Raw genomic sequence first — 12,317 nt, 5'->3', positions numbered from 1 at the left:
ATCAGCGCAGACGGGTCGCCGCCTGCAGCATTTCGTCCGAAGCCGTGATGGTCTTCGAATTCATTTCATAGGCGCGCTGCGCGGTGATCAGATTGGTGATTTCCTGCACCGGGTTCACGTTCGAGGTCTCGACATAACCCTGGCGCAGGGTGCCGAAACCAACGGCATTCGGATTGCCTACAGTGGGCTGACCGGATGCCGCGGTCTCCAGGAACAGGTTGTCGCCAGTCGCTTCCAGACCCGCTTCGTTGATGAAGGTGGCGAGCTGGATCTGACCGAGCTGCTGCGCGTTGACCTGGCCGGCAATGCGGGCCTCGACGATGCCGGTGGCATCGATGCTCACCGACAGGGTTCCCTGCGGGACGGTGATGGCCGGATTGAGCAGGTAGCCGTCGACCGTGACCATCTGGCCCTGAGCATTGATCTGGAACGAACCCGCGCGGGTATAGGCGGTTTCGCCCGAGGGCAGGGTCACCTGGAAGTAGCCCTTGCCGCTGATCGCGAGATCGTAGGTATTGCCGGTGAGGGTCAGGTTGCCCTGTTCGTGGATGCGGTAGACGCCGGCCGTACGCACGCCCACGCCGATCTGGATGCCCGACGGCACGATGGTGTTGGCATCGGAAGACGAGGCGCCGGGGCGGCGCATATTCTGGTACAGCAGGTCCTGGAATTCCGCACGCTGGCGCTTAAACGCCGTCGTGCTCATGTTGGCGATATTGTTCGAGATCACCTCGACATTGAGCTGCTGGGCCATCATGCCGGTGGCACCGGTGCTGAGCGAACGCATGGTCGGTTCTCCTGCTCTCTAATTCTTACGCGGTGCGCCCAAGCCGCTGGATTGCGGTGCGCATACGCTCATGCTCGGCATCCATCAGGCTCTGTGTGCCCTGATACTGCCGCAGCAATTCCATCATCGCCGTCATCTCGACGATCGGTTCAACGTTGGAAGCCTCCAGCATGCCCTGCGCCAGCGTGCTGCTGGCGGGGGCCACCTGCGGCTCCTGGGTGGTGGCATAAAGGCCCTGCGACGTCTTGCGCAGTTCCTGCTCGTTCTCGAAGGTGACCAGGTCGATCTTCGCGACCTGCTGCTGGCCTACCGAAATGGTGCCGTCGGCGGCGATAGTCGGAATTTCCTGGGCATCCTGCGGTATCACGATGTCGCGGCCGCGGCTGTCGAGCACGGGGTGGCCGCCTGCGGTGACGAGGCGGCGGTCGTTATCCAGTCGAAGGTGACCGTCGCGGGTGAAGCGGCGACCCTGCGGGGTATCGATGGTGAGGTAGCCGCTGCCGGTGATGGCCACGTCGTAGGTGTTGCCGGTCTGCTCCAGATTGCCGATGCGATTATCACGCAGTATGGCGAAGTCATTGACGAAGCTGACTTTTTTTGCGTCGTTCGGACCTTTAAGGTATTCCTCGAACAGCACACGCTCGCCCTTGTAGGCGTTCGAATTCATGTTCGCCAGGTTGTTGGCCAGCACATCCATCTCGCGCCGCATGCTCGAGAGGCGGGACAGGCCGATATAGGTTGCGTTTTCCATGGCACCAAACTCGCGGTTAGCCGTTGCTGGGCCTTACTCTGCAGGGCTTGTGCCAGTTAAATTTTACCCGGAAAATCAATAAAAAAATTGGTTAATTTGCCCGAAAGGGGCGTTTTGGCCGGGGTGCCTTCCGGTTGACCCGGCAATTTCTGCCGGGCGGTGACAAAGTGTTAACTGTGGGGGCTTACCAATGGCAGCCTAGAGTGGACCGGCAGAGGTCAGGGATTCGCCTGCATGAGTGACGAGACCGAAGGCCAAGAGGGCGAAGAGCTCGAAGGCAAGAAGAAGAAGGGCAAGCGGGCGATAGTCATCATCGCCGCCGCTGTCGTGCTGCTGCTTGTGTTGGGCGGTGGTGGCGCAGCCTATTTCTTCCTGTTCGCCGGCCAGAGCGAAGAGGCAGAAGTAAAGCCCGAGTTGCCTAAAGTGACGGTTTTCTACGATCTGCCGGATATTCTGGTAAACCTCAATTCCACCGGCCGGCAGGCGTCCTATCTCAAGCTGAAGGTGGCGCTGGAACACAACGACCCGCTGGCCACGCCAAAGCTGAACGAACTGTTGCCGCGCGTCACCGACAACTTCCAGATCTATCTGCGCGAATTGCGGCCGGATGATCTGGTGGGGTCGGCCGGCCTGTACCGGTTGAAGGAAGAATTGCTGATCCGCGTAAACCAGGCGGTGGCACCGATCAAGATCAATGATGTCCTGTTCAAGGAGATGTTGATCCAGTGACGAAACGAGGCGGTCATGGTGGATAACCCGGAAGACGGCGGCGCTGCCTGGGCCGGCGACGATGATGCCGGCGGTTCCACGCGCATCCTGAATCAGGATGAAATCGACAGCCTGCTTGGCTTCGACGCCAGCGTCGAAGAGGATGCGGATAAGGCCGGCATACGCGCGATCATCAACAGCGCGCTGGTTTCCTATGAACGTCTGCCGATGCTGGAGGTGGTATTCGACCGCCTCGTGCGTCTGATGACCACATCTCTGCGCAATTTCACTTCCGACAACGTCGAGGTCTCGCTCGACAACATCACCTCGATCCGCTTCGGCGATTACCTGAACTCGATCCCGCTACCCGCCATCCTCAGCGTGTTCCGCGCGGTGGAATGGGATAACTACGGCTTGCTCACGGTCGACAGCTCGCTGATCTATTCCATCGTCGACGTGCTGCTGGGCGGTCGCCGCGGCACGGCGGCGATGCGTATCGAGGGCCGTCCCTATACCACGATCGAACGCAATCTGGTCGAGCGCATGGTCAACGTGGTGCTCGACGATATGCGCGCCGCCTTCGAGCCGCTGGCGCCGGTCAATTTCTCGTACGACCGCATCGAGACCAACCCACGTTTCGCTACCATCGCCCGTCCGGCCAACGCGGCAATCCTTGCCCGCCTGCGCGTCGACATGGAGGATCGCGGCGGCCGTCTTGAGTTGATGCTGCCCTATGCGACCCTGGAGCCGGTGCGCGAGCTGCTGCTCCAGATGTTCATGGGCGAAAAGTTCGGCCGTGACTCGATCTGGGAAAACCACCTTGCCACCGAACTATGGTCGACCGATGTTGAAATCGAGGCAGTCCTTGACGAGCAGGTGATGACGCTTGGCCAGGTGATGAATCTCGAGGTCGGCAAGACCATCATGTTCAACGCCACCCCTGAATCCGTGATCATGATGCGCTGTGGCGGCATTCCCATGGTGGAAGGTCGCATGGGCCGCATGGGCAACAATATCGCGGTCAAGATCGATCGGACTCTGAAGAGTCTGGGAGGTGCATGATGACGGTAACCCTGATTGTCGAAATCGTCGTTGCGGTTCTACTTGTCATCACCTTTACCATATCGCTGGTGCTGAACCGGCGCCTGGGCAACCTACGGGCCAACCAGGATGAAATGCGCCGGCTGATCGGCGAATTCGACAAGGCTCTGACCAAAGCCCGGCAGGGCATGACGGAACTGAAGACCGCTTCCGCCGGCGCCGATGCCGCGCATGAGGAGCGGATGAAGCAGGCCAAAATTCTGCGCGACGAGCTTGGTTTCATGATCGAGACAGCCGATCGACTGGCGGATCGCTTGGCTGGTGAAGCCAGCGGCAACCGGGCGGCCCGGCAGGATGCGGCTGTCCCGCGCGGCCAGGAGCGCCCGCAAGACCGAGGCCAGGAACGCCCAGCCGCCGAACGGCCTCAGCCGGTGACTCCATTCCCGGCCAAGCGGGCGGCCGCCACGTCTTCCGGCAATCGGGATTTCAGGATTGAGCCCCGCTCCGAGGCCGAGCGAGAATTGCTCATGGCCCTGAGGCAGGCACGGTGACGGCGATACGGCAACAGGCGGCAACGACGCAGAGCGGGAAATCCCGCCTCGCCTCGCGTGTGCGCATCCTGCCGCTCACCATTCTGGCCGTGGCGCTGCTGCTGGGCCTGAAGATCGGCTCGTTGTGGCAGGGCAGGGCGGAACTGTTTGTCACGCCCGCTGGCGCGCAGCAGCAGGGCACGGCCCAGCGTGCCGGCCAGCCGACGCAATTGACGCCTCCACCTGCCGCGGCCCAGACGGCCCAAGCTCCGGCCCAAGTTCCGGCCCAAGCTCCGGCGCAGCCCCAATCGCCGGCACCTGCAGCATCCGCGATGCCCGCCACTCCCGCGGCCCCGACTGCGGCGCCATCTTCTACGGTGCAGTCACTTGCCGACCGCGACCCGACGACTTTCACGCGTGCTGAGATTGAACTGCTGGCCAATCTGGCGCAGCGCCGCGACCAGCTTGAGCAGCGAGCCCGCGAGATCGATCTGCGTGAAAGCCTGCTGGCAGCAGCCGAGAAGCGCATCGATGAGCGCATCGCCGAACTCAAGAAGCTGGAAGGCAGCATCAAGCAGATTGTCCAGCAATACGACAAGCAGGAAGAGCAGAACCTGCAGGGACTGGTGAAGGTTTATGAAAACATGAAGCCCAAAGATGCCGCTCGCATCTTTGAGAAGCTTGATGCCAATGTTCTGCTTGGCGTGGTCGAGCGGATGAAGGAGGCCAAGCTGGCAGCGGTGCTGGCCGACATGAGCCCGGCTACGGCGCAGGACATCACCGTACGGCTCGCCACCCGGAAACAGATTCCGCCCAGCCTGCGCGCCGGCGCGGAAACTCAGATTCAGCCGGCCCCCACGGCCCCGGCGGCAGCCACCGCACCCGGTGCGGCGCCGGCTGCACCATCCCGTCCAGCAGGAACAGGTGGCTGAAAATCACGGTTAATTATGGGTTAATCCATTGACTTGACAGGGAAAACCCTGCCTTGCCGTATCCGGCCGCCGTGATAGAATTACGCCACTGAATTCAAGCGCGATCCCAGTAAGGGGCTGCGCCGATCATCACTGCCGCAGGAGGCGAGCAAGGATGTCGATTGATCTGAGCATTCTCTACAGCGGGGCTGGTACATCCTCAGCGACAATGTCGCCGACTGCGATGTATCGTAAGCTGCAGAAGCTTGCCGCCGAAAACGAAGAGAAGAGCAAGCCGGACGCGGCAGCGGAACAGGCGAAGAAGACTGCGCGCGAATTCAACAATGCCGCTATCAGGCTGCGGAATAGCCAGATCAAGGAAGAAAACGCGCGGGTCCAGAACGACGCTGCGTATTACCAGGGCCGCGCGGCCACGGCCACGACCGTCAGCGAGTTGATCAATGACGACCGTTTCATACGGGTGCTGGCCGAGGCCAATGGCTATGGCGACATGTTCAGGTTCAATCCTCAAAGATTGCGCGATATCCTGACCAGTGATCTGGACGATCCGGGCTCGGTGGCGCGTCAGGGAACGCTGAAGGATCTGGAGCTGGCGAGAAAATATGGTTTTGGCGCGACTGGCACGCTTTTGGATGCCGATGGCAATACCGTAGGCCTGGACGCCGACGGGAAGGTCGTCAATGACGGCACTCACGTTACGCCGCTTGATCCCGGTCTGGCCCGTTTGCGCAAACTGCAGATCGATGTCGACGGCACGGCATTGGTGACATCAGGTTCTACCAATCCTGCTGACGATGGAAAGCTGATCTTCGGGCCGGATATAGGGGCGCGAGACGCTAGCGTTTATTCGGCCAATCATAAGCGCGGCCTGCTTGAGGAAGAGGCAGCACCGACGACCACGAAATCGATCAACTATTACGAATTCGACGGCCCGGAATTCCAGAATTTCCGCCAGCGCAGCGATGTGCAATCGGAAATCACCTATTTCAAGGAGAACATCACCCAGATTGAGTCGCTGGATGATTTCTTCAACAATCAGCGCCTGCTGAAATTCGTCCTGTCTGCCTACGATCTTGAGAGCGAAGCCAAGTATCCCGGCAAAATTCGCAAGATTCTGGAAAGCGATCTCACGGATGTCGACTCGCTGGCGAACCGGTTTCAGGATCCCCGCTTTAAGAAGATGACGGAGGATCTGGGGTTTTTCATTTTCCAGGAAGATAAGCTGAAACTCGGGTCGACAGCGCTGGATCTGGGGCGGAAATACGAGCGCGTGAAATACGAGCAGTATCTCGATGAGCAGGCGCCTGGCGTGCGCGCGGCGATCGAGTTTTCGCGGCGCATCAAGGATGTTGACTTGACGGTGCAACTGCTGGGCGATGGCGTCCTGCGTGAGGTTATCACTGTCGCCAATAACCTTCCTCAGGAGTTGGCCTACCAGGAAGTGGACAGTCAGGTAACAGCGCTTGAGAAGCGGGTCGACGTCAAATCGCTCAAGAACGATCAGAATGAAATCGACAAGGTGATTACTCGTTACCTGACCTTCAAGGGTGCCGAGAGCGGCGGCGGGCAGAGTTATCTGCTGAATCTGCTCGGCTAGGCTGCGCGCCGGTTTTCGGCTATGGCTGCCCTATGGCGGCTGAAGAATTCCCGATACTGGTGGTCGACGATCACCGCACCATGTTGGCGATCATTGCCCGGCAACTGCGGGATATCGGGTTCCCTGAGGTCGATACGGTTGGGGACCCGGTCACCGCTCTGACCATGCTGCGCCGGCGGCCCTACCGCCTGATCCTGTCGGACTGGAACATGGCGCCGATGGACGGGCTGGCATTCTTCAGGGCCGTACGGGCGGATCCGGACTACGCTAGGATCCCGTTTATCCTGGTCACGGCGGAAAACCGCCGTGACTCCGTGGCCGAGGCGGGCCGTCTGGGGGTGGACGGGTTCATCCTCAAGCCATTTGATGCTGCAACCCTGAAAGCCCGGCTTGCCGGCATTCTTGGCCCGGCCTGATCATTCGCCCTGCTGCCAATCTGGTCGAAAGAACAATCTGTTAACAGTATCGCCTTATCCTGCCACGCTTCTATAATTGCGAAGCGCGGGCCTGATTCCCCCGCCGAAAGTAGATCGACGCAGACAGGGAGCATGGCAGAAGGGCACGACAGGCGACCTCTGGCGAACCGGCGCAGTTCGGCTCGCAGCGGTGTTGCCGGCCTTGCAATGGCCGGCGCCCTGGGTCTTTTCTCGTCGGCTCTTCTGGCGCAGACCGAACCGCAGGCCAATACGCCTCCGATCGGACGCCCTGCCGCAGCTCCACCACAGCCCGCCGCCGCATCGCCGCCCCGTCCCGCGCAAGCTGCGCCAGCACAGGCTGAGGGTTCGACCGTCCGCCTGCGCGCTGGCGAACATCCGACCTATACGCGACTGGTTTTCGATTGGCCGCAGCGCGTGGAATTCGATGTGGCGACCGAGGGCGAGCAGGCCACGATCCGCTTCGCCAGCCCGCAGCCGGTGGATCTTGGTCGTTTGCCGCAGTTCCCGCCACGTAGTGTGAAAAACCTCGCCTGGCGCGCCCAGGGCGATGGCGGCGTGGTCAGCTTTGCCATCCCGGAAGGGGCGAGCATCAAATCCTGGCGCAATGGCGCGAAGGTGGTGATCGATATCACGCCATCCGCCGAACCCAAATCGGCGTCGGCCGAAGCGGGGCCGGCGCCAAAGCCCACGGAAACCAAGGCGGCCGAGACCAAACCCGTCGAAACCAAACCTGCGGCGGGAAAAACTGAACCAAAGGCTGCCGAGGCAAAACCAGCCCAGACAGCCGCAGCCGCTGGCGCGCCCGTTACCCCCAAAGCCCCTGCGACGACTGTGGCACCGCCACCTCCTGCCGCCCAGGCCCCGACTTCGGCCCAGACTCCGGCCCCGGCTCCCGCCGCGGCCGTACCGCCTCCCGCCGCGGGCGTTCCTGCTGCCGCGCCGGTTGCAGCCGTGCAGACTGCGCCATTGGGCGCCTTCATGCCGGCACCGCCGACGGGGCCGATCACAGGCGTACCTCTGGTGCCCGGCGTGGATTCCAGCCGCACCGGGCCTTTGCTGAATTTCCCCTGGACGCGCCCGGTCGCGGCGGCGGCCTTTCTGCGCAATGGCAATCTGTGGCTGGTGTTCGATCGCGCTGCCAATGTCGATCTGCGCCCGATAACCACGCGCGACTGGAGCGGCGCGATCAATGGCGTGGAGCAACTGCCCGTCCCGGGTGTTACCGTCTTGCGCCTTGCCGTGCCCGCCGGCACCACTGCGAATTTCACCCGCCGGAACACCGGTTGGCAGATCGGCATCAATACCATTCAGCCCGAACAGCTGGTGCCGAAGGAAACTGCGCCCGGCGTGCTGGTCGAGGACGCGGACTCGCCGCGCAACCGGCCGCAGGAAATCGATGTGCGTCGCCAGTTGGACGCCGATGGCGGTGCGCGGCTGTTCTTCGCGGCGAATGATCCTTCGCCGCAACTGGCGATCCCCGATCCCGATACCGGCGATATGCTTACCGTCGTGCCCTATGCCGGCGCCAACGGCGGCGTATCCAGCCGCCGTGACTTCATCGAACTTAGTGTGCTGCCCAGTTTCCAGGGCTTCGCCATTGAGACGCATGCCGACAACTTGGATATCCGGCGTTATCCGCGCGGTATCGAGATCGCGTCTCCCAATGGCCTGTCCCTGTCGGCGCCGCGAGGTGCTGATCCCAAAAGCGGCACGCTCGACATCCTGCAATTCGGTGAATGGCGCAAGGTCGAGGGCAATACCTATGCCGAGCAGGAGGAAAATCTCCTGCGCCGCATCGGGCTCAGCCCACCCGGCCAGCGTCAGCAGCAACGTTTAGCGCTGGCGCAATTCTATGCGGCCAATGACATGCAGCCCGAGGCGCTTGGCGTGCTGGCGAAGGCGCGCGCCGAACAGCCTGAACTGGAACGCGATAAGCTCTATCGCGCATTGCGCGGGATTGCGTATCTGCGGCTTGGCCGTTTGGCGGATGCTGCCAACGACCTCGATTCCAAGGTATTCGACGATGACCCCGATGTGCTGGCTTATCGCGGTATGCTGGCGGCCGAGCGGGACGATTGGCCGGCGGCGCGACGGGCCTTCTCCCTGTCTGGCGCGGCCGTGGCGAAATTCCCGCCCGACCTGCGCGCCAATCTCCGCCTGACCATGGCGCGGGCTTGGCTGGCCGGCGGAGACATTGCGGCGGCAACGGCGGAGCTGCAGGCATTGGACTGGGACATCCTGACGCGCGGCCAGGCTGCCGAAGGCAATTATGTGCGTGGTTTGCTGGCCGACGCCACCAATAAGCCGGAAGAGGCTATCCGCCACTTCGACCAGGCTTCTGGCAGCGGTGATCGTCGGGCGCGGGCACTGGCCGAATTCGCCAAGACCGACATGATGCTGACCCGGAAGCTGATCGATGTGCCGCAGGCAATCGAGCGCATGGATCAGTTGCGGTTCGCCTGGCGCGGCGGTCCATATGAATTCAATCTGCTGCGCCGTCTGGGCGAGTTGCAATTCTCCACCGGCGATCTGCGCGGCGGCATCACGACCTTCCGCCAGATCGTGAAGTATTTTCCGAAATCACCCGAAGTGCCACTGCTGACCAAACAGATGAGCGACGAATTCGCCAAACTGTTCCTCGATGGCGGCGCCCAGGCCCTGCCGCCGTTAACCGCGCTGGCCCTGTATTACGATTATCGCGAGCTCACCCCGGTCGGACCGGAAGGCGACGAGATCATTGGCAAGCTGGCTGATCGTTTGGTTTCGGTCGACCTCCTCAACCGCGCGGCAGAACTGCTCGAACACCAGATCACTTATCGACTGCGTGGCGAGGATCGTTCTAAGGCCGGCGCGCGCCTGGCGGTTGTCTATCTGCTTGACCGCAATCCTGAAGCTGCCCTGAAGTCGCTGCAGAATACCTTGATGCCAAACCTGTCGCCGGCGGTGGTGCAGGAACGCCGCCTGCTGGAGGCGCGGGCTCTGGGCGATCTGGATCGTTTCCCCGAGGCACTGAACCTTCTGGGGCAGGACCAGAGCCCGGAAGCGCGGAGCCTGCGGGCAGACCTGCATTGGCGTGCTAAGGACTGGATCGCCTTCGCCCGCGTGGTCAGCCTCGGGCTTGGTAACCGTCACGCTGACCCGGCACCCCTGAGCCCCGACGAACGCAAGCAAGTGCTACAGCTCGGCGTTGCCTATTCACTCGTCAACGACATTGCCGCGCTGAACGACCTGCGCAGCAAATATGAGGCAAAATTCAAGGATACGCCGGATGCGCCGGCCTTCGCGGCTGTGGCCAGTACGGTGACACGCGCCGCGGGCGATCCCCGCGAGCTGGCGGCGACCATCGCACAGATCGGTCAGTATGAAGCCTTCATGAGTCGCTATCGCGACCGGGTCGCCAAAGGTGGTCTCAGCGCTATCAACTGAGCGCGAGCAACCGGCTTCGGGTGCCGCCTAACGGGTGCCGAGGAAGCTCTCGACCAGAGCGGCACAGACCAGGTTCCAGCCGTCCACCAGCACAAAGAAAATCAGCTTGAAGGGCAGGGAGATCATCACCGGCGGCAGCATCATCATGCCCATCGACATCAGCACCGAAGCCACCACAAGGTCCACAACGATGAAGGGGATGAACAGCAGGAAGCCGATCTCGAAGGCGCGCTTCAATTCGCTGATCATGAAGGCCGGCACCAGCACGCGCAGGGAAATCGCCTCCGGATTCTCGGGTGGCGGCAAACGGGCAAAACCGCTGAAAAGTGCCAGGTCCTTCTCGCGAACCTGGCTGCGCATGAATTCATGGAATGGCGCGATGGCACGGTCGAACGCCACACGCTCGTCGATCTGCTCTTCCATCAGGGGCTGGATGCCGTCCGCATAGGCACGCTCCAGCACAGGCTGCATGATGAAAAAGGTGAGGAACAGCGCCAGGCTGATCATGACCGTGTTGGGCGGCGTCGACTGCGTGCCCAGCGCGCTACGCAACAACGACAGCACCACGACGATGCGCACGAAGCTGGTGATGACCACCAGGATCGATGGCGCCAGCGCCAGCACGGTAGTCAGGGCGATCAGCTGGATCACCCGGCCGGTCAGGGTTCCGCCTTCGCCCAGGTCGATGGATACCGACTGGGCCATCAATGCAGAGGGCATCAGCAGGAAAAAGCCTGCCAGGGTTACGGCCAGGCCGAACACGGCACTCTTGAGTATCCAGCGTTTATGCATCGCGGTCTTGCCTCTGCCGGCCTGGTACGCGCAGGGTCGGCCATCCACCCCCGCCGGTTTCCGTGCTTTCGGTGTTATCCTCCGGCCGGATCGCCGGAATGCCTGTTTCGATCACGACATCGCCATGGCTGCTGAGCAGCAGCAGGTGCTCGGTGTCGTCCCGGCGGACCAGGACCAGCCGGCGTGCGCCGTCCACCGGCATGCTGTCGACCACACCGATACGCTGGCCGGGCCGCCATTTGCCGAAACGGGCGCTGCCGGAAAGGGCGCGGGCGCCGTAATAGAACAAAGCCAGCAGAATCAGCAGGCCGCCGAAGGCGATCGCCACTTGGGTGAAATCGATGCTGTCCATGCCAGTTCCCTGATTGCGCGTTACTTTGGTTGCCGCTCCCGAGTCGGGTCAAGCCGATACGGGTATGCCGCTCTGGCCGGTCATTCTGACAGGGATTTGCCCTGGCTGCGGTATATGTAACTGAGGATTTCGGCAACCGCGGCGAAGGCTTCCACCGGGATCAGGGCATCGATATCCAGCTTGGACAGGATTTCCACCAGGTCGGAATCCTGCCGCACGGTAACACCGTGATCTAAGGCGATGCGGACGATCTGATCGGCGATATGGCCCTGGCCGGAAGCCACCACCCGGGGCGCTTCATCGCGTTTGGGGTCGTATCCCAGGGCGACCGCCTTGCTGCGCGGGGCTCGTTTGTCGGGCGGTGGGGAGGAGGGGGGCTGGGCCATGTCCGGGTATGGGGCTGCGGGTTCGCGGCATCCTACCACGGCCCCGGGTTAACCGAATCTTTACGGCTGGGGGCCAGTCTGCCAGCCAGTGGCAAAGGCCCGCCCCGGCCAGGCCCGGAACCCGTTCCGGCCGGCGTCGATGAAGGATATGGCATGGATCTCGACCGCATCAGCCTGCTGAAGGCGATCACCCGGCGCATGGACTGGCTGGGCGAGCGTCAGCGCGTGCTGGCCGAGAATATCGCCAATGCTGATACCCCGGGCTACAAGCCCAAGGATCTCAAGCAGGTAGGCTTCAGCGAATTGGTCCGCAACAGCCAGCTCGGCATGGCCGCCAGCGCCACCCAGCCAGGCCATTTCCGTGGTCTGGGCACGCGCGGCACGGATACCTGGAAAGCCGAGCGCGGCAAGGGCACATACGAGACCTCGCCGAATGGCAACGAGGTTAACCTCGAACAGCAGATGATGAATGTGGCCGAAACCCAGGCCGATCATTCCCTGATAACCAATCTCTATCGCAAGCAGGTCACCATGCTCCGCAAGGCGATCGGCACCGGCGGACAGCGCTAATGTCTGCG

At 62.1% G+C, this 12,317-nt stretch carries 13 protein-coding genes; 8 read left to right on the top strand and 5 right to left on the bottom strand.

Features of this window, described 5'->3' with window-relative positions; genetic code table 11:
* Window position 1 precedes the first annotated feature (1 nt).
* On the bottom strand, window positions 2-787 hold the full coding sequence (gene flgG, locus ACK4FJ_RS01495) for a flagellar basal-body rod protein FlgG (protein WP_409762955.1): 786 nt from the start codon (window positions 785-787) through the stop codon (window positions 2-4).
* 25 nt (window positions 788-812) lie between these two features.
* Window positions 813-1,538, bottom strand: coding sequence for a flagellar basal-body rod protein FlgF (gene flgF, locus ACK4FJ_RS01490; protein ID WP_409762952.1), 726 nt, complete (start codon window positions 1,536-1,538; stop codon window positions 813-815).
* Between the two features lie 234 nt (window positions 1,539-1,772).
* Between flgF and ACK4FJ_RS01485 the strand changes: the two genes are divergently transcribed.
* From ACK4FJ_RS01485 to ACK4FJ_RS01455, 7 genes are all read left to right on the top strand, one after another.
* Window positions 1,773-2,267, top strand: coding sequence for a flagellar basal body-associated FliL family protein (locus tag ACK4FJ_RS01485; RefSeq protein ID WP_409762949.1), 495 nt, complete (start codon window positions 1,773-1,775; stop codon window positions 2,265-2,267).
* 15 nt (window positions 2,268-2,282) lie between these two features.
* Window positions 2,283-3,308, top strand: a complete 1,026-nt coding sequence (fliM, locus tag ACK4FJ_RS01480; protein ID WP_409762946.1) for a flagellar motor switch protein FliM — start codon at window positions 2,283-2,285, stop codon at window positions 3,306-3,308.
* Entirely contained in the window at window positions 3,305-3,838 is a 534-nt protein-coding gene (locus tag ACK4FJ_RS01475) for a DUF6468 domain-containing protein (RefSeq protein WP_409762943.1), read from the top strand. The genes fliM and ACK4FJ_RS01475 overlap by 4 nt, the downstream gene beginning before the upstream one ends.
* Window positions 3,835-4,749, top strand: a complete 915-nt coding sequence (locus ACK4FJ_RS01470; RefSeq protein WP_409762940.1) for a MotE family protein — start codon at window positions 3,835-3,837, stop codon at window positions 4,747-4,749. Before ACK4FJ_RS01475 ends, ACK4FJ_RS01470 begins: the two co-directional genes overlap by 4 nt.
* Window positions 4,750-4,903: 154 nt before the next feature.
* On the top strand, window positions 4,904-6,346 hold the full coding sequence (locus ACK4FJ_RS01465) for a DUF1217 domain-containing protein (RefSeq protein WP_409762937.1): 1,443 nt from the start codon (window positions 4,904-4,906) through the stop codon (window positions 6,344-6,346).
* A gap of 32 nt (window positions 6,347-6,378) precedes the next feature.
* Entirely contained in the window at window positions 6,379-6,762 is a 384-nt protein-coding gene (locus tag ACK4FJ_RS01460; RefSeq protein ID WP_409762934.1) for a response regulator, read from the top strand.
* Window positions 6,763-6,969: 207 nt separating this feature from the next.
* A complete protein-coding gene (locus ACK4FJ_RS01455; protein ID WP_409762931.1) occupies window positions 6,970-10,209 on the top strand; it encodes a hypothetical protein in 3,240 nt (1,079 codons plus the stop codon).
* Window positions 10,210-10,236: 27 nt separating this feature from the next.
* On the opposite strand, the gene fliP is transcribed toward ACK4FJ_RS01455, so the two are convergent.
* The 3 genes from fliP to ACK4FJ_RS01440 all read right to left on the bottom strand — a co-directional run bounded on the left by fliP (window position 10,237) and on the right by ACK4FJ_RS01440 (window position 11,739).
* On the bottom strand, window positions 10,237-11,001 hold the full coding sequence (gene fliP, locus ACK4FJ_RS01450; RefSeq protein ID WP_409762928.1) for a flagellar type III secretion system pore protein FliP: 765 nt from the start codon (window positions 10,999-11,001) through the stop codon (window positions 10,237-10,239).
* On the bottom strand, window positions 10,994-11,353 hold the full coding sequence (locus tag ACK4FJ_RS01445; RefSeq protein ID WP_409762925.1) for a hypothetical protein: 360 nt from the start codon (window positions 11,351-11,353) through the stop codon (window positions 10,994-10,996). Before ACK4FJ_RS01445 ends, fliP begins: the two co-directional genes overlap by 8 nt.
* Before the next feature lie 80 nt (window positions 11,354-11,433).
* The gene (locus ACK4FJ_RS01440; protein ID WP_409762922.1) at window positions 11,434-11,739 is read right to left on the bottom strand and encodes an EscU/YscU/HrcU family type III secretion system export apparatus switch protein; all 306 of its coding nucleotides are present in this window, start codon (window positions 11,737-11,739) and stop codon (window positions 11,434-11,436) included.
* A gap of 153 nt (window positions 11,740-11,892) precedes the next feature.
* Between ACK4FJ_RS01440 and flgB the strand changes: the two genes are divergently transcribed.
* Window positions 11,893-12,309 carry a flagellar basal body rod protein FlgB gene (flgB, locus tag ACK4FJ_RS01435; protein ID WP_409762919.1) on the top strand — a complete coding sequence of 139 codons (417 nt, stop codon included), beginning with the start codon at window positions 11,893-11,895 and terminating at the stop codon, window positions 12,307-12,309.
* Window positions 12,310-12,317: the final 8 nt, after the last annotated feature.

The organism is Ferrovibrio sp. (genome assembly GCF_046297595.1).
Lineage (GTDB): Bacteria > Pseudomonadota > Alphaproteobacteria > Ferrovibrionales > Ferrovibrionaceae > Ferrovibrio.
The sequence above is the reverse complement of the archived record's forward strand: the minus strand, read 5'-3'. Positions and strand labels throughout refer to the sequence as shown.

Coding starts and splice junctions, on each gene's coding strand:
- flgB (WP_409762919.1), top strand. CDS start 11,893: ATGGATCTCGACCGCATCAGCCTGCTGAAGGCGATCACCCGGCGCATG.
- fliP (WP_409762928.1), bottom strand. CDS start 11,001: ATGCATAAACGCTGGATACTCAAGAGTGCCGTGTTCGGCCTGGCCGTA.
- ACK4FJ_RS01440 (WP_409762922.1), bottom strand. CDS start 11,739: ATGGCCCAGCCCCCCTCCTCCCCACCGCCCGACAAACGAGCCCCGCGC.
- flgG (WP_409762955.1), bottom strand. CDS start 787: ATGCGTTCGCTCAGCACCGGTGCCACCGGCATGATGGCCCAGCAGCTC.
- ACK4FJ_RS01445 (WP_409762925.1), bottom strand. CDS start 11,353: ATGGACAGCATCGATTTCACCCAAGTGGCGATCGCCTTCGGCGGCCTG.
- ACK4FJ_RS01455 (WP_409762931.1), top strand. CDS start 6,970: ATGGCCGGCGCCCTGGGTCTTTTCTCGTCGGCTCTTCTGGCGCAGACC.
- ACK4FJ_RS01485 (WP_409762949.1), top strand. CDS start 1,773: ATGAGTGACGAGACCGAAGGCCAAGAGGGCGAAGAGCTCGAAGGCAAG.
- flgF (WP_409762952.1), bottom strand. CDS start 1,538: ATGGAAAACGCAACCTATATCGGCCTGTCCCGCCTCTCGAGCATGCGG.
- ACK4FJ_RS01460 (WP_409762934.1), top strand. CDS start 6,379: ATGGCGGCTGAAGAATTCCCGATACTGGTGGTCGACGATCACCGCACC.
- ACK4FJ_RS01475 (WP_409762943.1), top strand. CDS start 3,305: ATGATGACGGTAACCCTGATTGTCGAAATCGTCGTTGCGGTTCTACTT.
- ACK4FJ_RS01465 (WP_409762937.1), top strand. CDS start 4,904: ATGTCGATTGATCTGAGCATTCTCTACAGCGGGGCTGGTACATCCTCA.
- fliM (WP_409762946.1), top strand. CDS start 2,283: ATGGTGGATAACCCGGAAGACGGCGGCGCTGCCTGGGCCGGCGACGAT.